This is a genomic window from Chitinimonas arctica (assembly GCF_007431345.1).
Taxonomy (GTDB): Bacteria; Pseudomonadota; Gammaproteobacteria; order Burkholderiales; family Chitinimonadaceae; genus Chitinimonas; species Chitinimonas arctica.
Map to the genome: position 1 here is coordinate 1,117,027 of NZ_CP041730.1, position 21,518 is coordinate 1,138,544.

Sequence of the window (21,518 nt, forward strand, 5' to 3'; positions counted from 1 at the left end):
TACGACGCTTGCAAGTACGGGGTCATGCAAGTACGAAGTACGGGGTCAGGTCTTGTATTTTGGAAGTACGGGGTCAGGTCTTGTATTTTGCATAGCTTGATCGAGAGATCTACGGAAGTACGGGGTCAGGTCTTGTATTTTGCATAGCTTGATCGAGAGATCTATGCTGACAACTCTTTTTATTTATCACTTCCAAACTATGGCTCGCCCCCTTCGACTTGAGTTTGCCGGTGCACTGTACCACCTCACCTCACGAGGTGATCGGCGTGAAGACATCTATCTTACCGAGGAAGATCGCCGGCAATTTCTGATGCTGCTCGGTCAAGTGTGCGAACGGTTCAACTGGCGGGTTCATGCCTATTGCCTGATGACCAACCACTACCACCTTGTGGTGGAGACGGTGGAAGCGAATCTTTCGGCGGGCATGCGTCAACTCAACGGTGTCTATACCCAATACTTCAACCGTGCCCATTGTCGGGTAGGCCATGTGTTTCAAGGGCGGTATAAAGGCATCCTGGTAGAACGGGACAGCTACCTGCTGGAATTGTCTCGCTACGTAGTACTCAATCCACTTCGCGCTGGCATGGTGGCCGAACTGCTCGATTGGCCCTGGAGCAGCTATCCAACCATGGTGGGAGATTCAGCGCCCGATTGGCTTGCGGTCAAGCCCTTGCTGGCGTGTTTCGGTGGGAAAATTGATCAGGCTCGCGAGCGTTACCGCCGTTTCGTTGCACAGGGCGTTAATCGCAGTCCTCCGTGGGAGGAACTACGGGGCCAGGCATTCTTAGGTAGTGATGCATTCCTTGATCAGATGCAGGTGCGGCTGAGTCAGCAAGTATCGGCTGTGACTAGTCTGCGAGAAATCCCCCGCGTCCAGCGCCGGCCTGCAGCCAAACCCGTGGGCTGGTATGCAATCATGTATCCGGAAAGAAATACAGCGATTTTCGAGGCATACCAGAGTGGTGGTTACACTTTGCAAGATGTGGCTGAGCACTTTGGATTGCATTACACAACGGTAAGCCGAATTGTATCGAAATATGTAAAATACAAGACCTGACCTTTTTAGTTCAAGACCTGACCCTTTTTTAGTTTTTAGCGATACACCTCGCGCCGGTTGTCAATCCGCACCACCAGAATTTTCAACGCACCATCCTCGATGCTGCTGATGATGCGGTAATCACCTACCCGGTACTTCCAGAGCTCGCCCAGTTCACCGCCTTTGAGCGCTTCACCGATTGAGCGCGGGTCATCCAAGGTCGCCAATCGATCCAGCAGGAAGCTGCGGATACGCTGGGCAACCGGCCGATCCAGCTTGCCAAGCTGTTTCAGGGCGCTATCGGTCACTTCAATCCGCCAGGCCAAGCTTTGCCTCTACTTCTGCCAGGGTGTAAGTCTGCTCCTCGCCACTGCGCACGCGCCGCAGTACCTGCTCGGCCAGGTAGAGGTCTTCCAGGTCTTCCAAGTGCTCCATGATCGCTTCGCGAACATAGAAGCTCTTGGTGCGCCCAGTGCGCTGCGCCAGATTTTCCAGGCGGGTCTCGATGTCTTGCGGGAGACGGATGGCCAGCATGATGGCGTCCTCCTTGAGTTGAGTGCAATACATGTATTACGCTCTTCATGGTACGCGCCGGGTGCGCTCAGTGCAATCTGCCGTTGTGCCGCGTTGGCCTGGTCAGCGGCGTACCATCGTTCGTCTGTGATCCGGCCCAGCGAACGCAATGAAACACTCCAGGCAGCCAGCAGGGCAATCGGAGTTACGAGAGCTATCGCAACATCGTGCCGGCCGGTAGTTCGAAAACCCATAAGCTTCCCAGCGGACATTGTGGTGAAGGTTATTGCAGAAGACCGCCACTGTGGCCGCCAAGCCACCTGAGATTCGCCATAACTGACACGGAAGGCGGCGCGCCACAAACGCATTCGAGCACAAGAACGAAGCCTTTACGTCGTGAATAGCGTGATCTCGATAGAACCAGTGGCCGCAGGCTTGGCCAACTTGCTGGCCGCACTCGCTCATAGAGAAAGATTGTAGAAAGGTGGGGCCCATGAACAAGACGATGTTTGATGAACTACTGGCCAGCGTCGAGGAAATGGACAAGATCGCACGCGGCGAGCTAAAGGCTGGGCGAGTCACCGAGATTACCGAACCAACTGTACAGGCAGTGCGGGAAAAGACCGGGCTCTCGCAAACCCGTTTTGCACGGTTGATTGGCGTCAGCAAGCGAACGCTGGAAAACTGGGAGCACGGCCGCCGGCACCCGACTGGTCCTGCGCGTGCCTTGCTACGCATCGTGGACGCAGACCCGCAGCGAGCCATTCACGCATTACACCGATAGCCCGACCTAGGCTGTCATGAGGTGACGAAGCAAATAGCCTTATCGAGGCGCGGCAAAAGCAGCGGTGCCCGGACGCTAGTGACCTACCGGCCTGGGGACCAGATGGGAATGAGGTGAACCATGACAAGCCGACTACTGAAATCGCTGCACGAAACTGCCCTGGACTTCGCCGACATTGGATTGGTCGACGCGCAGACCATGCGCGAGTTCGATGCGTTGTACTTACCGCCGGTAAAGGACTACACGGCGGACGAGATCAAGAATCTGCGTTTGCACAAATGAACGACACTCATTTTAGCGCTGACTTGGCAACAGGCCTGATCCTGCTCAATTTCAATGGCCGACTTTCGATATGGAAGCAATTGGCTTTGCAGCAGGCCGACTGGGATGAACCGGCCCAAGTAGTCCTCGCACTGAGCGGACCAACATTCGCTGAATCGCTGCACTGCTTTGAAGTAGATGGCCGTGAACGCTGGCGCGTAGCCGCCCCGCCCAACTTTGAATTTCAATACCTACTCGCGCCTGCCGGCGAAGCCATCCGTCTCGTTTGCTCGGGTACCAGTTCAGCCGGCGATACGCTGGATTGGTACTTCAAAGTCGACAAACAAACAGGAACGCTCACCCGACAAGGCCGGTCCTACTGATACGCCCCGACCCATGACCAGATCGCTTGGCCGCCATTCATTGCCTGGCCCACCTCGCTGCACTGGTGAAGCTGGCAACCTCAGCCGGCCTCCATGTGGAAATGCGCTTCCTGAAAGCCGTCTGACAGTCAAATCCGCGTCATCCAATGCCGGGAAACCCATCACAACAACGAATCCAACACTTTATACGTAGTCAGCATCAAAGGCCCCAGGATCGCCGACAGCGTATTGGTAGCAATCAACGCAACCAGAATAAAGACCCCAAACGGTTCCACCCTGGTCATCACCATCGAAGCCCGATCCGGCAGCAGCGAAATCAGTATCCGACCGCCGTCCAGTGGCGGTAACGGCAGCAGATTCAGCAGCATCAAGCTCATATTGATCCGTACTCCGGCGCAGGCGACATTGGCCAGCCAGTCGTCCACGCCGCCGGATCGGACCATATTCAAGGCCGGGATCAAGTTCATTCCCAGGCTATTCACCAGCACAATCCCCCAGATCAGCAGCATCAGCAGATTGGAAGCAGGGCCGGCCGCCGCTACCCACAGCATATCGGCCTTGGGATGACGCAATTTTTCGAAAACCACCGGTACCGGCTTGGCCCAACCGAACAGGAAGTTGCCGAAGTACAAGGTCAGCAGCGGTACCAGCACGGTGCCGATGGGTTCGATATGGCGGAGCGGATTGAGCGACAGGCGCCCTTCCCGCTCGGCGGTGTTGTCGCCGAAATACTTGGCGACATAGCCGTGGGCCGCTTCATGTACCGTAATGGCTAACAGTACGGGGATCGCGTAAACCGCAATCTGTGCTATCCAGTTCCCGGTATCCAATCAAACGCTCCTTGCGGCACATCGAAAAAATATCGCCAAAAGCCCGATCAAACTTGAGTCGGCTTTCACCAGGCGGCACCAAACCACTCCGCTATTCAAGCAGTCTATCTCGATCCAACCGGCCGACGCCGCGATAGCGCCCCCCTCACATCACCAAATCCATCACCCGATAAACCGTAAACGCCACGGGCCCCAGGATCGGCGACAAAGCATTAGTCGCGACCAAGCCGATCATGATAAAGAACCCATATGGCTCCACCCGGACCATCGCCATCGCGGCCCGGTCGGGCAACAGCGAGATCAGCATGCGGCCGCCGGCCAAGGGCGGTATCGGCAGCAGGTTGATCAGCATCAGGCTCATATTGATCCGCAGCCCGGCACCAGCGACATTGGCCAGCCAGCCTTCCGCTTCACCTGCGAAGATCATTTTCAAAGCCGGGAACAAATTCATGTCCAGGCTAATCACCAGCACAACTCCCCAGAACAGCAGCATCAGGAGATTGGCGGCAGGGCCGGCGGCGGATACCCAAAACATATCGGCTTTGGGATTGCGCAGTTTTTCAAAAGCGATTGGCATCGGCTTGGCCCAGCCGAACATAAAGCTACCCAGGACCAGCGTCAGCAGGGGTAGCAGCACCGTGCCGATGGGGTCGACATGGCGCAAAGCGTTGAACGTCAGCCGTCCTTCCTGCTCGGCCGTGTCGTCGCCAAAATATTTGGCGACATAGCCACGGGCCACTTCATGTACCGTAAGGGCTAGCAATACGGGAATCGCGTAAACCGCGATCTGTGCTATCCAATTCCCGTTATTCAATCTAACAACTCCTTGCATGCATCAAAAAATAAAACAAAAAAGCGACCGAGCTGGTTTTAACCAGCCGGCACCAAGCCACTCCGCTGCGCCCACTGTACCGACCACGCCAGCAAATTATGCAGGCCATGGATGGCCGCAACGGCGATAAAGGGATGTCCATCAGGACGGCGGGCACGGTAGCAGTAAGCACTAGCCAGCACCAGGCCCATCACGGCCGCGTTCAACATCCCGGCCAGCAGCCTGTGGTAGTGCAGCAGGGTGAAGATGAGGCTGCTAAGCAGGATTGGCAAGACCAGGCCACGGCTGAATCTGCCGACCAGCCGGATAGGCAACTGCTGAAACAGCCAGGTTTCCAACAAGGGCGCCAACACTACGCCCTGGATAAACAGCACCAGCAGCGAACGCTGGGCATCGCCCTGATACCGCAGCAATGGCTGGCCTACCGCGACGGCTGCTTCGCTCGCCATCATCATGATGGCGATCTTGACCACCAGCGAAACCGTGTAGACGACCACGACGAACTGCCAAAGCGGTTGATTGGCCAGCCGGGTCAGTTGGGCATCGATGCGCCGAACGATCACAAACCAAACACCGCGGCGTCTCCCGCGCCCTGCCGTATCAGCACCGGGTCCGCCTCGGTCAGGTCGATGACGGTGGTCACGGCAGTGCCGCAGAGTCCGCCGTCGAGCACGGCTTCGACCTGGTGTTCCAGTTGCTGGCTGATCTCCCAGCCTTCGGTCGGCGGCCATTCCTCGCCCGGCAATAACAGGGTGGAGGACAGCAAGGGTTCGCCCAGTTCTTCCAGCAGCGCCTGGGCGACGGCGTTCTGCGGCACGCGTAGGCCGATGGTGGATCGCTTGGCGTGCATCACCCGGCGCGGCACTTCGCGGGTGGCTTGCAGAATAACGGTGAAGGCGCCGGGCATGGCGCTTTTCAGGAAGCGGTATTGGCGGTTATCGACCTTGGCATAGGTGGCCAGCTCGGATAGATCGCGGCATACCAGGGTGAAATGGTGTTTATCGTCCACCTGGCGGATGCGGCGGATGCGTTCCAGCGCGTCTTTGTCGCCGAGTTGGCAGCCCAGGGCGTAGCACGATTCGGTGGGGTAGACGATCACACCGCCGGCGCGAACGATATCGACCGCCTGTTTGATCAGGCGGGGCTGCGGATTGTCGGGATGCAGTGGCAGGTATAGGGCCATGGTGGCGGTGGTCTTGTCTTTTTATGCGGCAGCGGCCGCTATGCGATCACGCCAGCGGTCCCAGACGGGCGTGGGGCCGGACGGCATATCGGGCAGCGCGCCCGGTTCGCGGGCGCCTTCGCCGGTGGCGTGGTAATCGGTACCGACCGAGGCCAGCAGTCCATTGGTTTCGGCGAGCTTGGCAAAGCGCAGGTAGTCGTCAGGGTGGTGGCTGCCGGATACCACTTCGATACCCTCCCCGCCCGCGGCCTTGAACTCCTCGATCAATTCGCCCATGGTCTGCTTGCCGAATTCATAACGGCCGGGATGGGCGATGACCGCCACGCCGCCGGCCTCGCGTATCCAGGCGACCGCGTCTTCCAGGCTGGCCCATTGGTGGGACACATAGCCGGGCTTGCCACGGGCGAGGTATTTCTTGAATACGCCCTGCATATTCTTGGCCTTGCCCAGTTCGATCAGGTACCGGGCAAAGTGGGCGCGGCCTATCATTTCCGGGTTGTCGGCGAACTTGCGGGCGCCTTCCAGCACACCGGGGATGCCGCGCTTCGCCAACTCCGCGTCCATGCGCACGGCGCGTTCGTCGCGGCCCAGCCGTACCGATTTCAGGCCGGCCAGCAGTTTTTCGTCGCGGGGATCGAAGCCCAGACCGATGATATGCAGGGTGTGCTTGCGCCAGCTCACCGATATCTCGACCCCCGGCACGAAGCCCATGCCCAGGCGGGCGGCTTCGTCGGCGGCATCGGCCAGGCCGCGCACGTCGTCATGGTCGGTCAGCGCGAACAGCTGGCAACCGCGCCCGTGGGCACGCGCCACGACTTCGCGCGGTGGCAGCATGCCATCCGAAATATTGGAATGCGCGTGTAGATCAACGTAAAGCATGCGTGTTCCTCCCATGCCAGTTTAACAGAGCCGCCGGATCCGCCGGCGTCTCACTCGGCAGGGCGGCAGTGGTCAATCCAGGGCGCGGTAGACCACTTCGAGGATGTCGATTTCCTCCGGGCCGGCCGGGCCGCGCAGCAGCACCGTCTCGCCCTCGCGAGCCTTCAGCAGGCAGCGTGCCAGCGGCGAAATCCAGCTGATGTGCTGCTTATCCAGGTCCAGTTCGTCCACCCCGACGATGCTGACGGTCTGCTCCTCGCCATTGCCGCGCAACACCGTGACCGTGGCGCTGAAAAACACCTGGTCGGTGGCTTCGCGGGTGGCCGGATCGACCACTTCGGCGTTTTCCATGCGCTTGGTCAGAAAGCGGATGCGACGATCGATTTCGCGCAGGCGCTTTTTGCCATAGATATAGTCGCCGTTTTCCGAACGGTCGCCATTGCCGGCCGCCCAGTTGATCATCTGGGTCAGGGCGGGCCGTTCCTTGCTGACCAGTTCATGCAGCTCGGCGCGCATGCGCTCCCAGCCGCCAGGGGTCATGTAATTCTTGGTCGATGCGGGCAGCCGCTGCTCGGGCGGAAGAAAATCGTCTTCATCGCCGTCGTCTTCCTTGGTGAATGCCTTGTTCATATGCTGTGCAAGCCGGGCCAAGCCCGACGACCTTTTAGAAGAGGTTGCAAGGAAAAAGGCGCGGCGCTCTTCCGCCAATGCGGATGCCGGGCATACCCTTGCTAGACGGCAAATCAGGAAAAAAATTCCAGGAAATTCGACCCACGCCGTCATGGCGCGGTTCGAACCAGCACTCAGGGGCGACCCTAGGCCGCCCCGCCCCACCGTTCAGCGGGTAGGTACCCGGCCGGTCAGGCTAAGGCCGGCCCATTTCAGCACCGACAAGACTTCCGGTTCGTCCAGTTCGTAGTACTGGCCACGCTTGAGGCGCGAGGGCATGGCCAACATGCCGAAGCGGACCCGCATCAGGCGCGATACCGTCAGTTCGAAATGTTCGAACATACGGCGAACTTCGCGGTTGCGGCCTTCCTTGAGGATGACGCGATACCAATGGTTGCTACCTTCGCCGCCCTGGTCTTCCAGCATCTCGAAGCGTGCTTCGCCGTCTTCCAGCGTGACGCCGGTGACCAGCTCCTTCTTCTGCTCGTCGGTCAACTGGCCCAGCACCCGCACCGCGTACTCGCGCTGCACTTCAAAGCTGGGGTGCATCAGCCGGTTGGCCAGGTCGCCCGAGGTGGTGAAGATCAGCAGGCCGGAGGTATTGAAGTCCAGCCGGCCCACGGCGATCCAGGCCGAGCTTTGCACCTTGGGCAGGCGCTCGAACACGGTGGTGCGGCCTTCCGGGTCGTCGCGGCTGACGATTTCGCCTTCCTGCTTGTGGTACATCACGATACGCGGCAGCCGGTCCGGCCATTTGATCTGGATGGGCTTGCCGTCCACCAGCACGCGATTGCCCATGGCGACCCGTGCGCCGGGCTTGGCGACCTGGCCGTCGATGCTGACGCGGCCGGCCGCGACCCATTCGTCGCAGTCGCGACGCGAGCCGACGCCGGACAAGGCCAGCGCCTTCTGGATACGCAGATCGCCGACATAATGGGCTTCGACGCGCTTTTCACGCAGCTCAAGCGCCTGTCTTTCGTGTTTTTCGTTGCCGTGGCGCACCAGCATCTTCTTGGCTGGTTCCACCGGCAAATCGGCCACCACGATGGGGGCTTTGCGGGTATTGCGGCGCAGTTCGCGGCGGGCGGCTTCGTCGCCACGGTCGATCTGCTGGTTTTCTATGCTGCCGAAACCCTGGCCGCGCAGCTTGCGCTGGGCGTCCGCACCCGTGCGGGTGGTCGCGGCGCCGCGTGGCGCTTGCGCATCGGCGCTACGGCCACGGCCGCCTTCCGCGCCGGGCCGGCCGGTGCCGCCGGCACGGGGTGTCCGGGTACCGGCCGGTGCGCCGGGATAAGCGTCGCGGCCTTGGCCTTCGACCGGACGCCCGCGTCCACCGCGCGCGCCTTCGACTGGCGGGCGGCGGCCGTCCGCCACGACTGCGCCACGGGGGCCGCGCGGGACGTCGGTGCGGGTGCCGTCGGCCCGGTCGCTGCTGCGCGGCACCGGGTTGCCACGGCGGGTATCTTCGGCGAAATGACGCTTGTCGCGGCCGGCGGCCGAGCCGGCGGGTGCTGCGCGATTGCCGTCTGCTTCTTCCTTGCGGCCGCTCTGGCTGCGGCGATTATCGCCCGCGCGGCCTTGGCCAGCTTCGCCCTGGGGGGGACGCGCGCGCTCACCGCGAGGGGTGAACGGGGCGGCGGATTTCGGGGCGGGTTTGCGTGGCGGGGCCATGTTGGTACTCCAATACATAAATAATGAACGGCGGTGGAAAGCACCGCCGTTCGTGATGTGACGGGCGCATTATAGCGCGCGCGCGGGCACTCCCGCCGCGACTCGTGCCAACCAATCCCAAACCCGCTCGTCTTCCATGTGCGCCACATTGAAGCGAAGCCATGGCGTGGGACCGCCCTGGGGGCAGAAAAGTACCCCGGGCGCCTGCATCAAACCTTCCTGCAGGGCGCTCTGGGCCAGCGGCGCCGTGTCTTCCAGGCCAGGCAGGCGGGCGTGGCAGAACATGCCGCCGGAGGGTTGCGCCCACAGCACGAAGCCCAGCGCTTCCAAACGCGGCAGGACGGTATCGGCGGTTTGTTTCAGGCGGCTTTTCACGCGCTCCATATGTTTGCGGTAGGCGCCTTCGGTCAGCATGGCGTGGATCACCCGTTCGGCCGCTTCCGAGCTGGATAGGCCGGTGAGCAGCTTGAGATCGCACAGATCCTGCGCACGCTTGGGGTCGGCGGCGATAAAGCCCACCCGCAGGTTGGCCGACAGCGTCTTGGAAAAGCTGCCGATATAGATCACCCGTTCCAGCTGGTCCAAAGCTGCCAGCCGTTCGCCCGGGCCGGTCTGGAAATCGCTGTAGATATCGTCTTCGACGATGGTCAGGTCGTACTTTTCGGCCAACTGCAGGATGCGGAAGGCGGTGGCGCGGTTCAGGCTGGTGCCGGTGGGGTTGTGCAGCACGCTGTTGGTGATGAAAAGCTTGGGCTTATGCTCAGCCAGCAATTGCTCCAGCACCACCACGTCCGGGCCGTTGGCTGTGCGCGGCACGCCATATAGGCGGGCGCCGTTCAGTTTCTGGTTGGCGAAGACATTGAAGAAACCCGGCTCGTCCACCAGGACCGCATCGCCCTCATCGACAAAATAGCGTGCGATCAGGTCCAGCGCCTGCATGGCGCCATTGGTCAGCACGATCTGCTCCGGCTCGGCCTCGATTTCCAGCTCCGCCAAGCGTACGGTCAGTTGCTGGCGCAGCGGGCGGTAGCCAAAGGGCTCGCCATAGGCGGTCAGGCGGGCATTGGGCCGGCGCGTGAGGTCGCGCAGCGCTTTTTCCAGTTCGGCCTGCGGCATCCAATCCGCCGGCAGCCAACCGCAACCGGGTTTGAGGATGTCGTTATCGGAGGTCAGCGCATCATGCCGCAGCAGCCACAGGCTATCGACACAGCGCCGCAAGGGCGGCGCCCGCCGGACCGGCGCATGGGCGTGCGCCTCCACCCGGGACGCCACGAAGAAACCCGCGCCGCGCCGCGATTGCACATAGCCGAGCGCGACCAGGCGGTCGTAGGCTTCCACGACGGTGAATTTGGAAACATGGTACTGGCCGGCAAAGCCGCGGATCGACGGTAGCCGGCTGCCGGCCCGCAGGCTTTTATCGCCGATGCGAGCAATAAATTGCTCGACGATCTGCTCGACCAGGGGCTGGGCCAAGGCGTGTTCGACTGTAAAGGGTTGCATAGGGAACGCCGCTCCGACTGTACCGGCCAGAACTGTCCGGAATTGTCTGGCGATTGTCCACGAGATATGCGCTTTGGGCCAGAACTAATGCTTGCGGCATGACAATCGGTATTGCGGCAGGCGGATCTCCTCTACCTCCGCGTTGAGCTTGCACCACAGAAGGCCTACATTGGAAGCACCGCACATCTATATTCCAGACTGGTTGCGATCGCATCATGGGCTTACGCGGCAAACTACTGTTCAGCCTGGTCGCCTTGCTGGGCGTGCTTGGATTGGCCAGTACGCTGATTCTGCGCAGCAGCGTACTGGCCAGCTACCAGCAGATCGAACTGGAAGCCTCGCAAGACGATATGGCCCGCCTGGTGCAGACCCTGGAAGCGGAGTTGTTGCAGTTGAACCAGGTCACCCGCGAGTGGGGCAATTGGACCGAGCTGTACAATTACCTGGCCAACCGCAATCGCGATTTCCGCAACGAAAACCTAAGCCCGACCAATCTGGCGCTATCCGGCGTGTGGTACCTGGCCATCTACGACCTGGCCGGCCATACCGTCGAGGCGCACAGCCTGAATCCCCGCACCAGCCAGCCCGTCGATCTGGGCCAGCTGGCACAAAGCGATAATCCCATCCGGGCCATCCTGGGCCAACAGCCGGAAGCCTCGCCCGACAATTGCGGCTTGGCACGGGTCGCACAGGGGCTGCTGATGCTGTGCCGGCTACCGATACTGGATAGCGAAGGCAAGCTGCCTAGCCGTGGGGTGATCGTGATGGGCCGCTTGCTCGACCCACCGGCCTTGCAGCGTATCGCCAACCAGACCCGCCTGCAGTTCGAGTTACTGTCCGCACCGACGCAAACCAAGCCGCCGCCCACGGGGGAGCCGCGCACCTTGTTTTCGCCGCTGGGCTACGGCCCGGTCGGCTATCTGCAGGGCGAGGATCGCTACGAATTGCACTGGACCTTGCGCGACTTGGCAGGCCGTCCCTGCGGCGAGCTCCTGCTGCCCTGGCCGCGCAGCATCATGACGCGGGGGCGGGAAGTGCTGGTGCAGGCGCAGTGGCAACTGACCCTGCTGACCCTGCTGGGCGCCTTCGGCATGTTGCTGGTAATCGACCGGGTGCTGTTGGTCAGGCTGAAGCGACTGAGCAATGAGCTGGACGATATCCGCGCCGGCCAGGACTGGGCCAAGCGCACCAGCGATAGCTCGGCCGATGAGATAGGCGGCGTGGCGCAACATACCAACGAGCTGCTGACGGTGATCGCGGCGCAGATGCTGGAACTGGAGCAGCGCGCCCAGACCGACCCCCTGACCGGCCTGGCCAACCGGCGTGCCTTCGATCAACGGCTGCTGCATGAAATCCGCCTGCAACGGCGCAAGGGCCAGCCGCTGGCGCTGGTCATGCTGGATGTGGATTTTTTCAAGCGCTACAACGACGCCTATGGGCACCAGGCCGGCGATGCCGCCTTGCGCGTGGTGGCGCGCTGCATGAGCGGCCAGGCGAAGCGGCCGGGTGATCTGCCGGTGCGCCTGGGTGGCGAGGAGTTCGCCATCCTGCTGGCGGATACCAACCTGGCGGCTGCCTGCGATATCGCCGAACGGGTCAGGCTGGCACTGCTGGCGGAGGCGCTGCCGCACAAGCAATCCGACGTGGCGGAGGTGTTGAGCATCAGCCTGGGGGTGGCGATGCTGCAGTCCGACGACACGCCGGAAAGCCTGTACGCCCGCGCCGACACCGCCCTCTACGCCGCCAAGCACGCGGGGCGCAACCAGGTGGTGAGCAAGGCGACGGAGACGGATTAGGGCGAATCAGCCGCCACGGGCACGGCGTTTGACCGCGGCCAGCACCATCAAGCCGGCCATCAGCATGGCGGCTGTTTCCGGTTCCGGCACGGCGGTGATGCTGACCGGCGAGCCATGCCCCTGTCCATCGCGGTCAAAGGTGACGGCTTCGATACGGCCGGCGGGCAGCAATTCGAAGCGCAGCAGATCGCCGTTACCATCGTTCGTCAGCAGGGTGGCGTCGGCGGCCTGATTCCAAAGCTTGAAGGCAAAGGTATTGCCGCTGCCCAAGGGATTGGTTTGCCAGTCGCCGCTGAAAGTCAGCCGGAAGCCCAGTTGCTGACCGAACTGCCAGGCGCCGAACACGGCATTGAAGGCTTGGCCATTATCCAGCGCCCAGCCGCCCGCAACCGCCGCAGCGCCGCCATCCAGCTGCACGGGACCGAGCAGGCTGCCGCCGGACAAGCCCGTGATGCTTGCACCGGCCAGGGGAGAGTCGTTCAGACCGATCAGGCCGAAATCCAGGTGGCCTTGGCTGCCGGCCAGGCTGCTGGTATCGACACGGATATCGTAGCTGACGCTGGCGCCGGCCGAAGCCAGCAGCGCCAAGGCGGCGAACAGGCCGAATAGGGGTTTGGTCCAGAGTTTCACTTGCGTATTCCTTTTAGGGATTCATACCCCCGGCCGCTTGCACGGCCGGGCGGAGATTTTACAGGCCGCTGTAGACACGTACCGCATAGCCCAGGCGGACATTGCCCGGGTTGCGGAACTGCAGCGTGACGGTCAGGCGCTGCCCAGCCGTGACCGAGCCGGGAAGGCGGATCGCCGGCAGATTGGCGACCGTGGCATTGCCATTGGCCAGGCTCACGCCGGCAGGCAGATCGGCCAGGGCCAGGGCAAGCGGACCGGCCATGGCATTGGTCGCGGTCAGCGTCACGGTGCCCTGGTAGATGCCGGTGGCACGGTTGTAGCTGAGGCCGGACGCCTGCCAGGTGAAATTGGCCGAACCATCCACCAGCGGCGGCAGGCTGATACGGGCGACTTCCGGTTCATGGTCGCTGGTCTGGTTGGCGAATTCGCTATTCACGTGCACCACGTCGTATTCCGTCCGGCTGGCCAGGCCGGCGCTGACCAGGATATGGTCGAGTGCTTGCGAGTTGCCTTCGTATACATAGGTATAGCGCTCGCCCGGCGGCAGGTTTTCTACCAGGTCGCGCAGTCCCGCCGCCTTGAGTATCCCCAGGGCAGGCGAGAACTCGAAGTCATTCATATCGCCCAGCACCACCACGCCCGCCTGTGCATCGGCCTGCAGAATGCGCGAGACGAACTGCGCCACGACCTGGGTCTGCTGCATGCGCTTGGGCTCGGTGCCCAGTTGCGGCGGCTGGAAGCGGCCGAACAAGGGCTGGTCGGTGGTCTTGGCGTTGAAGTGGTTGGCGATCAGGAAGACCTTGCGGCCGTTGAAGACGAATTCGCCCGCCAGCGGCTTGCGGCTATTGCTGAAGGCCGGATTGGCCGGTTCGATACGGCCCGGGCTGGCGGACAGGCGCGGGCCGTCGCTACCCTGCTGGACGCTGATGGCGCTGACGGCATCGCCACCCGGCCGGTCGATAAAGGCCACCCGCGCCGGATTGAACAGAAAGCCCTGGCGGATATTGCCGCCGGGTTCTCCGCCGTCCTGGCCGTTGAGCGGATTGATGGCGCGGAATTGATAAACCGGCCCACCCGCCTGGCTGATGGACTGGAACAGCCGGGCAAAGGTCCGGCCGGCATCCACTTCGCCGCTATTGGCGGCGCCGTCGTTGTCCTGCACTTCCATCACCGCGACGATATCGGGCGATTGCAGGTTGTGGACGATCTGCCTGGCCAAGCCATCGAACTTGCCGGCCGAATCGCCGGCCGACAGGTTTTCCAGATTGAAGGAGGCGATGGCCAATTCGTTGACCAACTGCGGCCGGGTACGCTCCTGGCTCAGGCCACCGCGCGCCAGGCCGCTCAGCTCGCCGGCCAGCAGTTTGAAGTCGCCGTTGCCGTAGTCGAGGATGCCGGAGATCGCGGCAAAGCGATCGCCCACATCGACTTGCGGCGGGGTCGCCACGCCCTTGACCACGGTCAGCCGTTCGGGATTGAAGTCGCCGGCGGCCACCACCACGCCGCCGCGCGGCGTGCGGGTTTGCGTCGCGCTGCCATTGTCCGGCAACACCACCATATCGCCGGCCGCATTGCTCGGACCGACCACGACCGGCGCCGGCACCTGCACGCGCATCCCTTCCAGGCTCTCGTAGAAATCGATCGCGTTGACGCTGGGCACCAGCACGCCAAGCGTCTCGACGTCGCCATGGCCCATATGGATCAGCGCGCCGGGCGCCTGCCGGCCGGCCGCGCCGATCACGGTGGCGACCGGCAAGGCATTGCCGTGCGAGATCATGCGCACCGTAGGCGCGGTGATTTCGGTAGTGGTGAGATTCTCGGCGGCGTTGCTGCCGCCAGGGCGGTATTCGGTCACCAGACCGTTGACCTGGACCGCGTCGCCTACCTGCACGGTCGGCGCGCTGCCGGTGTAGACAAAGACACCTTCCGAGGTGACGGGATCGTTGTCCGGTTCGGCGTCCTGCATAAAGAAGCCATTGCTCATCAGCGCCGTGACGACACCGGGCACCTGGACGACCTGGCGGCCCTTCAGCGGCGACAGATGGGCGCGGCCCTGGATATCGTGGATACGGGCCTGCACCGGCTCGACCGGTCCGCCGTCGTCGCCGCAGAGGTGCGGGGCCGTGGCGCGGTTGCGCGGAACCGGCATGCCGGTGCTGAAGTCGGCGCTATTGCTGTTGCTGTCGCTGCAACCCACCGCGCCGCGCAATACCGACAAGGTATTGGAAGGCGCCGGAGCGGCACCGCCCTCGGCATTGTTGGCACTGCCGAAGCCGACGAAATCGACCACATTGGCGGTCAGGGCGCAGCTGCTGCCGCATGGCAGCGGCGTGTCGTTATTGACCAGCGCCACCTTGCCGGCGGTACCGGACAGGGTCAAGGCGCCGATGGCGTCGGGATTGGGCAGATTCTGCGTACCACCCGCGCCGGCGGCTTGCTGTACCAGGTAATATTGGCCCGCCTGGAGGACACCGCTCAGGCTGGTCTTCTGCCAATTGCTACCGCTGGCGCTGGCGTATTGGACGCTCCACCCGTCGAGGGTGACGGGCGCATCGCCGCGATTGAACAATTCGATAAAGTCATTGCGCCACACCGACCCGCTATTGCCGCCGCCGCCATAAACCTGGCTGATGACCGGCAGCCCAGCCGCCAACGCCGGCATGGCCAGCCCTGCCATCGCAATAGCGATGGCAATATCCTTCTGCTTCATGATTTCCCCGTTTGTTCGATGGATGCGGGTGCGGTACCGGCCGCCCACGCGGATAGCGCCGTTCTATATTTGCGGCGCTGCTCAGACTGGCAAACGGGCGCAAAACTACAAGGAAGACATGACAAGCTGGTGACGTTTATATTTTACCGTGGCACGATCACAACGCTTTTGTCGGGTTATTTTCGCAGGTCCCTGCAGCCCCCTCCCGCCCTCCCCTCCTCCCTTGACCGGGAAAGCATACCCATGGCCAAACCCAAAACCGTCTACACCTGCGCCGATTGCGGCGGTATCAACCCGAAATGGCAGGGCCAATGCCCCCATTGCAGCGCCTGGAACACGCTCTCCGAAACCATCGCGGTCGAGTCCAAACCAAGCCACGGACGCTTCAGCGCCCTGGCGGCCGGCGGCGGCGTGCAATCGCTGACCGACGTGCAGACGGCCGAGCTGCCACGGCTTTCGACCGGCAGCGAGGAATTGGACCGGGTGTTGGGCGGCGGCTTGGTGCGCGGCGGCGTGGTGCTGATCGGCGGCGACCCTGGGATCGGCAAGTCCACCCTGCTATTGCAGGCACTGGCGCATATCGGCAATCAACATCGGGTGCTGTATGTCAGCGGCGAGGAATCGGCCCAGCAGATCGCCCTGCGCGCCCGCCGCCTGACGGTGGACGCAGGCCCGGTACGGCTGCTGGCCGAGATCAATATGGAGACCATTCTCGCCACCTTGTCGGCCGAGAAACCGGAAATCGTGGTGATCGACTCGATCCAGACGGTCTACAGCGAACACTTGCAGTCCGCGCCCGGTTCGGTGGCCCAGGTGCGCGAATGCTCGGCCCAGCTGACCCGCTACGCCAAGACCAGCGGCACCACCATCCTGCTGGTCGGCCACGTCACCAAGGATGGCGCGCTGGCCGGTCCGCGCGTGCTGGAGCATATCGTCGATGCGGTGCTGTATTTCGAGGGCGATACCCACTCCAGCTTCCGGCTGATACGCGCGCAGAAGAACCGTTTCGGCGCGGTCAATGAGCTGGGCGTATTCGCCATGACCGACAAAGGCCTGCGCGGCGTCACCAACCCGTCCGCGCTGTTCCTGTCGCAACACGCCGAGCCGGTGGCCGGGGCCTGCGTGCTGGTCACGCAAGAGGGTACCCGCCCGCTGCTTGTGGAAATACAGGCCCTGGTGGATGAGGCGCATGCGCCCAATCCCAAGCGCCTGGCGGTGGGACTGGAGCAAAACCGCTTGGCGCTGTTGCTGGCGGTGCTGCACCGGCACGCCGGGGTGGCCTGTTTCGACCAGGACGTGTTCGTCAACGCCGTGGGCGGCGTGCGCATCGCCGAGCCCGCCGCCGACCTGGCGGTATTGCTGGCGATTGTCTCCTCGCTGCGCAACCGGCCCTTGCCGGCCAAGCTGGTGGTGTTCGGCGAAGTGGGCCTGGCGGGCGAAGTCAGGCCGGTGCAACGCGGCCAGGAGCGTTTGAAGGAAGCGGCCAAGCTGGGCTTTACCATGGCCATCATCCCCAAGGCCAATGCCCCCAAGACGCCCATTCCCGGCATGACCGTGCAGGCCGTGGACCGGCTGGAGCAGGCCGTGGCGGCCTTGCGCGACGCTTGAAACCCAAGCTATCAATCCCATATAAACATTCAATCAACGCCCGCTTCTCGATTGAGCCTGCAATCGGGTAGCATTGACCTTGTACTGTCGGCTCAGCCGACGCGATCCAATGACCGGAGAATTTCATCTATGAGCAGCGATCTCATCCATCACGTGACCGACGCCAGTTTCGAAGGCGATGTACTGCAAGCAACCGGCCCGGTGCTGGTGGACTACTGGGCCGAGTGGTGCGGTCCTTGCAAGATGATCGCCCCCATCCTCGACGAGGTGGCCAATGAGTACCAGGGCAAGCTGAAGGTGACCAAGCTCAATATCGACGAAAACCAGGCCACCCCGCCCAAGTTCGGCATCCGCGGCATCCCCACCCTGATGATCTTCAAGGATGGCGCAGTGGCCGCCACCAAGGTCGGCGCGCTGTCGAAATCGCAGCTGACCACCTTTATCGACAGCCACCTGTAAACGGCTGTACGACCCGGCGCCGCGTGCTTGTTCTGCAACAAGCGGGCGGCGCTTTGCGTTTGTGCATTGACAGCGGCGAGGCCGCCCACTAAGCTGCGCTGAAACCTGTTCCAACTGCCGATGAGTCCATTCCGGCAGTTCACGGCACCAAAGCCGATTCCCGTATCCCTCCTTAAGAAATCATTCTTCCACCAAGACTGGAAAGTCTACCCGCACATGCATTTGTCAGACCTAAAGCACAAGCACGTATCCGAGCTGGTCGATATGGCCACCGATATCGACGGTGCAAACCGGATGCGCAAGCAGGACCTGATCTTCGCCTTGCTGAAGAGTCAGGCCAAAAAGGGCGAAAGCATTTTCGGCGACGGCACTCTGGAAGTGCTGCCCGACGGCTTCGGTTTCTTGCGTAGCCCCGACACCAGCTATCTGGCCGGTCCGGACGATATCTACGTTTCCCCCTCGCAGATCCGCCGTTTCAATCTGCACACGGGCGACACCATCGAAGGCGAGATCCGCACCCCCAAGGATGGGGAGCGCTACTTCGCCCTGGTGAAGGTGGATAGAGTCAATAACGACACGCCGGAAGCCACCAAGAACAAGATCCTCTTCGAAAACCTGACGCCGCTGTTCCCCACCGAGCGCATGACGCTGGAACGCGATATCAAGGCCGAAGAGAACATCACCAGCCGGGTGATCGACTTGATCGCGCCGATCGGCAAGGGCCAGCGCGGCCTGCTGGTCGCCCCGCCCAAGTCGGGCAAGACCGTGATGCTGACGCATATCGCGCATGCCATCACCGCCAACCATCCCGACGTGATCCTGATCGTGCTGCTGATCGACGAACGGCCGGAAGAAGTGACCGAAATGACGCGCACGGTGCGCGGCGAAGTGGTTGCCTCCACCTTCGACGAACCGCCGACACGCCATGTGCAGGTTGCCGAAATGGTGATCGAGAAGGCCAAGCGCCTGGTCGAGCACAAGAAGGACGTGGTCATCCTGCTGGACTCCATCACCCGCCTGGCTCGCGCCTACAACACCGTGATCCCGGCATCGGGCAAGGTATTGACCGGTGGTGTGGACGCCAATGCCCTGCAAAAGCCCAAGCGCTTCTTCGGCGCCGCCCGCAATATCGAGGAAGGCGGCTCGCTGACCATTATCGCCACCGCGCTGACCGACACCGGCAGCCGCATGGACGATGTGATCTACGAAGAATTCAAGGGTACCGGCAATATGGAACTGCATCTCGACCGCCGCATGGCCGAGAAGCGCATCTACCCGGCGATCAACGTCAACCGCTCCGGCACCCGCCGCGAGGAATTGCTGATCCCGTCCGAACAGCTGCAGAAAATCTGGGTGCTGCGCAAGCTGCTCTACCCGATGGACGAGCTGGAGGCGATGGACTTCCTGCTGGGCAAGGTCAAGGGCACCAAGAACAACAACGACTTCTTCGACTCGATGCGTCGCTAAGCTTTGCCGGCCGCGCCTTTGCCGGCCGCGCCGGAATACAGGGTGTTGAACGGGTGAAAATGCTTGCCCGTTCAACACCCTATCGCGCATAATCGCGGACTTTTCTACGCAAGACCGGGCACTGTACAACCCAGGCCCACCTTTAGCTCAAAGGGACTCCCAAAATGAAGCAAGGCATTCACCCAGAATACAAAGAAGTCATCTTTTTCGACGCAAGCGTTGACTTCAAATTCCTGACCCGCACCACCATGAAGGCGCGCGGCGCCGAAATGATGAAGTGGACCGACGGCAAGGAATACCCGGTCGTGCGTCTGGACGTTTCGTCCGAATCGCACCCCTTCTACACCGGCAAGCAAAAGATCGTCGATACCGCCGGCCGTATCGAGAAGTTCAACAGCAAGTACGCCATGCTCAGCGCCAAGAAGTAATCGGCGCAACGGGCGGCCCCTGGCCGCCTTGTGCAGGAAAAGGCAGCCGCGTGCTGCCTTTTTTCATGCCCACGCCTCGCGTGGCGGATACGTCCATCGACCCGCCTGCTAGACTTCGCCATTCGCCCGAAACACGCCTTGCCATGCTGACTTATACCCCACCGCACGAACAGGATCTGCCTCCGGCCACCGAAAAGCCCTGGTTGCTGTTGCTGCTATGCCTGGTCTGGCTGCTGCCCGGCCTGCTGGGCCGCGAACCGCTCAAACCGGATGAAACCCTGGTTGCCGATATCGTGCGCAATCTGCTGGACGGCGGCAAGTGGGCCTTGCCCACCGTGGCGGGCGAAGCCTGGCTGGAGCGCGGGCCGCTGTTCTATTGGGTCGCGGCAGGCTGCGCCTGGCTGGGCGACACCGTGGGGCTACCGCTGCACGAAGGCGCCCGCTTGGCCACCGGCCTGTTCATGGCGCTGGCGCTGTGGGGTACCGGACTGTCCGCGCGTGAACTGATCGGCCGGCGGCATGGCCGCAGCGCGGTGCTGATCCTGATCGGCAGCGCCGGCCTGCTGCTGCCCGGCCATTCCTTGAATGGCGATGTGGCGGTGTTGGCGGCCTGGTGCTGGGGCATCTACGCGCTCGCCCTGGCGCCGCGCCGGCCCATGCAGGCCGCGCCGCTGCTGGGCGCCACCATGGCGGTTTGCGGGCTGGCCGGCAGCCTGGCCGAACCGCTGCTGCTGCTGGCGCTTGCCTTGGCCCTGACCCTGTTCCCGGCCTGGCGCTTTCGCCGCTACAGCCTGGTGCTGCTGATCGCACTCAGTATCGCGCTGCCGCTGATCACCGCCTGGCCGCTGGCCTTGCAGCAAGCCTCCGACAGCGCCTTCGGCATCTGGTGGGATAACTACTCCCTGGGATTCTTTGGCGGTTTTGCCTTGCTGCAAGCACTGCACCCATTCGGCTTCTATCTGCAACTCTTGCCCTGGTTCGCCTGGCCCGGCTGGTTCCTCGCCGCCGCCACCGTGTGGATGCAGGGCGACCGGCTGATGCAGCCCCGTTTCCAACTACCCCTGCTGGCGGGCGGACTCGCCTTGCTCTGCCTGGTGCTCTCCAATAGCGGGCGGGCCGGCTATGCCCTGCTACTGTTACCGCCGCTGGCACTGATCGGCGCGGTCGGTCTGGATGTCTTGCGCCGCGGGGTCGCGTCCTTCCTCAACTGGTTCGGCGTGATGACCTTCGGCCTATTGGCCATCTTTCTCTGGATAGCCTGGCTGGCGATACAATTTGGCGTACCGCAGCGCTTCAGCGACCGCATCCTGTCGCTGGCGCCCAGTTTTACCCCGCATTTCGGCCTGGGCACCGCCTTATTGATCACCATCCTGACTGTCGCCTGGGTGTGGGCGGTATCGCGCCGCCGCACGGTGGGCCGCCAGGCCGTCACCAACTGGGCCGCCGGCACCACCCTGTGCTGGGGACTGGCGGTTGCCGTTGCAGGCAACTGGGTCGATGCCCGCACCAGTTACCGCGACTTCGCGACCGCCATCGCGCCACAGTTGCCGCGCCAAGGCTGCGTGGCCAGCGAGAACCTGCAACCCAGCCAGCGCGCCGTATTGCACTACTACCTGGGCCTGACTACCCAACGGCGCGAACTGGTCACCGAGCCGGGCTGCGACTGGCTGCTGCGGCAGGCCGGTAGTGAAGCCCTCAGCGCCCCCGGCGGCTGGCGCGAAGTATGGCAAGGCGCCAGGCCGGGCGACCGCAACGAGCGCTATTACCTGTATCGGCGGGAAGCGACGGAATAAGACCAAGGTACCGGCAAGCGACACTACTCCGACTGCCGGACTGGTGGCCGCAAGGTGACCTCGGCTAAACTACGGCCTATGCACAC

The 21,518-nt window shown here is 62.6% G+C and carries 22 protein-coding genes; 10 read left to right on the forward strand and 12 right to left on the reverse strand.

Annotated elements, in window-relative coordinates:
* The first annotated feature begins 163 nt into the window (after positions 1 to 163).
* On the forward strand, positions 164 to 1,057 hold the full coding sequence (locus FNU76_RS04870) for a transposase (RefSeq protein ID WP_223879226.1): 894 nt from the start codon (positions 164 to 166) through the stop codon (positions 1,055 to 1,057).
* A 35-nt stretch (positions 1,058 to 1,092) separates the two neighbouring features.
* Here FNU76_RS04870 and FNU76_RS04875 read toward each other — a convergent pair whose 3' ends face one another.
* Positions 1,093 to 1,344 (reverse strand): type II toxin-antitoxin system RelE family toxin, encoded by a 252-nt coding sequence (locus tag FNU76_RS04875; RefSeq protein ID WP_308418615.1) that lies wholly within the window; start codon positions 1,342 to 1,344, stop codon positions 1,093 to 1,095.
* Position 1,345: 1 nt separating this feature from the next.
* Positions 1,346 to 1,603, reverse strand: a complete 258-nt coding sequence (gene relB, locus FNU76_RS04880; protein WP_308418616.1) for a type II toxin-antitoxin system RelB family antitoxin — start codon at positions 1,601 to 1,603, stop codon at positions 1,346 to 1,348.
* A 439-nt stretch (positions 1,604 to 2,042) separates the two neighbouring features.
* Here relB and nadS point away from each other — a divergent pair, with 439 nt between their 5' ends.
* The 3 genes from nadS to FNU76_RS04895 all read left to right on the forward strand — a co-directional run bounded on the left by nadS (position 2,043) and on the right by FNU76_RS04895 (position 2,977).
* Positions 2,043 to 2,333 carry a NadS family protein gene (gene nadS / locus FNU76_RS04885; RefSeq protein WP_143856661.1) on the forward strand — a complete coding sequence of 97 codons (291 nt, stop codon included), beginning with the start codon at positions 2,043 to 2,045 and terminating at the stop codon, positions 2,331 to 2,333.
* Between the two features lie 120 nt (positions 2,334 to 2,453).
* A complete protein-coding gene (locus FNU76_RS04890; RefSeq protein ID WP_143856662.1) occupies positions 2,454 to 2,615 on the forward strand; it encodes a DNA-binding protein in 162 nt (53 codons plus the stop codon).
* The gene (locus FNU76_RS04895; RefSeq protein ID WP_143856663.1) at positions 2,612 to 2,977 is read left to right on the forward strand and encodes a hypothetical protein; all 366 of its coding nucleotides are present in this window, start codon (positions 2,612 to 2,614) and stop codon (positions 2,975 to 2,977) included. Before FNU76_RS04890 ends, FNU76_RS04895 begins: the two co-directional genes overlap by 4 nt.
* 161 nt (positions 2,978 to 3,138) lie before the next feature.
* Here FNU76_RS04895 and FNU76_RS04900 read toward each other — a convergent pair whose 3' ends face one another.
* The 8 genes from FNU76_RS04900 to FNU76_RS04935 all read right to left on the reverse strand — a co-directional run bounded on the left by FNU76_RS04900 (position 3,139) and on the right by FNU76_RS04935 (position 10,541).
* Positions 3,139 to 3,807 carry a site-2 protease family protein gene (locus FNU76_RS04900; RefSeq protein ID WP_143856664.1) on the reverse strand — a complete coding sequence of 223 codons (669 nt, stop codon included), beginning with the start codon at positions 3,805 to 3,807 and terminating at the stop codon, positions 3,139 to 3,141.
* A 145-nt stretch (positions 3,808 to 3,952) separates the two neighbouring features.
* A complete protein-coding gene (locus FNU76_RS04905) occupies positions 3,953 to 4,621 on the reverse strand; it encodes a site-2 protease family protein (RefSeq protein ID WP_223879227.1) in 669 nt (222 codons plus the stop codon).
* Between the two features lie 56 nt (positions 4,622 to 4,677).
* Positions 4,678 to 5,202, reverse strand: coding sequence for a CPBP family intramembrane glutamic endopeptidase (locus FNU76_RS04910; protein WP_143856666.1), 525 nt, complete (start codon positions 5,200 to 5,202; stop codon positions 4,678 to 4,680).
* Positions 5,199 to 5,822 (reverse strand): L-threonylcarbamoyladenylate synthase, encoded by a 624-nt coding sequence (locus FNU76_RS04915; RefSeq protein WP_143856667.1) that lies wholly within the window; start codon positions 5,820 to 5,822, stop codon positions 5,199 to 5,201. Before FNU76_RS04915 ends, FNU76_RS04910 begins: the two co-directional genes overlap by 4 nt.
* Positions 5,823 to 5,843: 21 nt before the next feature.
* Positions 5,844 to 6,701 carry a 3',5'-nucleoside bisphosphate phosphatase gene (locus tag FNU76_RS04920; protein WP_143856668.1) on the reverse strand — a complete coding sequence of 286 codons (858 nt, stop codon included), beginning with the start codon at positions 6,699 to 6,701 and terminating at the stop codon, positions 5,844 to 5,846.
* 72 nt (positions 6,702 to 6,773) lie between these two features.
* Complete coding sequence (gene greB, locus FNU76_RS04925; RefSeq protein ID WP_143856669.1) at positions 6,774 to 7,331, reverse strand: transcription elongation factor GreB; 558 nt, start codon at positions 7,329 to 7,331, stop codon at positions 6,774 to 6,776.
* 207 nt (positions 7,332 to 7,538) lie between these two features.
* On the reverse strand, positions 7,539 to 9,041 hold the full coding sequence (locus tag FNU76_RS24390) for a pseudouridine synthase (protein ID WP_223879228.1): 1,503 nt from the start codon (positions 9,039 to 9,041) through the stop codon (positions 7,539 to 7,541).
* Positions 9,042 to 9,110: 69 nt separating this feature from the next.
* Positions 9,111 to 10,541: an aminotransferase-like domain-containing protein gene (locus FNU76_RS04935; protein ID WP_143856670.1), complete on the reverse strand. Its 1,431-nt coding sequence runs from the start codon at positions 10,539 to 10,541 to the stop codon at positions 9,111 to 9,113.
* A gap of 215 nt (positions 10,542 to 10,756) precedes the next feature.
* Between FNU76_RS04935 and FNU76_RS04940 the strand changes: the two genes are divergently transcribed.
* Entirely contained in the window at positions 10,757 to 12,337 is a 1,581-nt protein-coding gene (locus tag FNU76_RS04940) for a sensor domain-containing diguanylate cyclase (protein WP_143856671.1), read from the forward strand.
* Positions 12,338 to 12,343: 6 nt separating this feature from the next.
* Here FNU76_RS04940 and FNU76_RS04945 read toward each other — a convergent pair whose 3' ends face one another.
* Both FNU76_RS04945 and FNU76_RS04950 read right to left on the reverse strand, forming a co-directional pair.
* Complete coding sequence (locus tag FNU76_RS04945; RefSeq protein WP_179958353.1) at positions 12,344 to 12,967, reverse strand: NF038129 family PEP-CTERM protein; 624 nt, start codon at positions 12,965 to 12,967, stop codon at positions 12,344 to 12,346.
* A 58-nt stretch (positions 12,968 to 13,025) separates the two neighbouring features.
* On the reverse strand, positions 13,026 to 15,677 hold the full coding sequence (locus tag FNU76_RS04950) for a DUF8508 domain-containing protein (protein ID WP_223879229.1): 2,652 nt from the start codon (positions 15,675 to 15,677) through the stop codon (positions 13,026 to 13,028).
* Positions 15,678 to 15,920: 243 nt separating this feature from the next.
* Here FNU76_RS04950 and radA point away from each other — a divergent pair, with 243 nt between their 5' ends.
* The 5 genes from radA (at position 15,921) to FNU76_RS04975 (ending at position 21,432) form a co-directional block, all read left to right on the forward strand.
* Positions 15,921 to 17,285, forward strand: a complete 1,365-nt coding sequence (gene radA / locus FNU76_RS04955) for a DNA repair protein RadA (protein ID WP_143856673.1) — start codon at positions 15,921 to 15,923, stop codon at positions 17,283 to 17,285.
* 129 nt (positions 17,286 to 17,414) lie between these two features.
* On the forward strand, positions 17,415 to 17,744 hold the full coding sequence (gene trxA, locus FNU76_RS04960) for a thioredoxin TrxA (protein WP_143856674.1): 330 nt from the start codon (positions 17,415 to 17,417) through the stop codon (positions 17,742 to 17,744).
* A 216-nt stretch (positions 17,745 to 17,960) separates the two neighbouring features.
* Positions 17,961 to 19,211 carry a transcription termination factor Rho gene (gene rho, locus FNU76_RS04965; protein ID WP_143856675.1) on the forward strand — a complete coding sequence of 417 codons (1,251 nt, stop codon included), beginning with the start codon at positions 17,961 to 17,963 and terminating at the stop codon, positions 19,209 to 19,211.
* 164 nt (positions 19,212 to 19,375) lie between these two features.
* On the forward strand, positions 19,376 to 19,639 hold the full coding sequence (locus FNU76_RS04970; protein WP_143856676.1) for a type B 50S ribosomal protein L31: 264 nt from the start codon (positions 19,376 to 19,378) through the stop codon (positions 19,637 to 19,639).
* A 50-nt stretch (positions 19,640 to 19,689) separates the two neighbouring features.
* Positions 19,690 to 21,432: an ArnT family glycosyltransferase gene (locus FNU76_RS04975; RefSeq protein ID WP_143856677.1), complete on the forward strand. Its 1,743-nt coding sequence runs from the start codon at positions 19,690 to 19,692 to the stop codon at positions 21,430 to 21,432.
* Positions 21,433 to 21,518 lie beyond the last annotated feature (86 nt).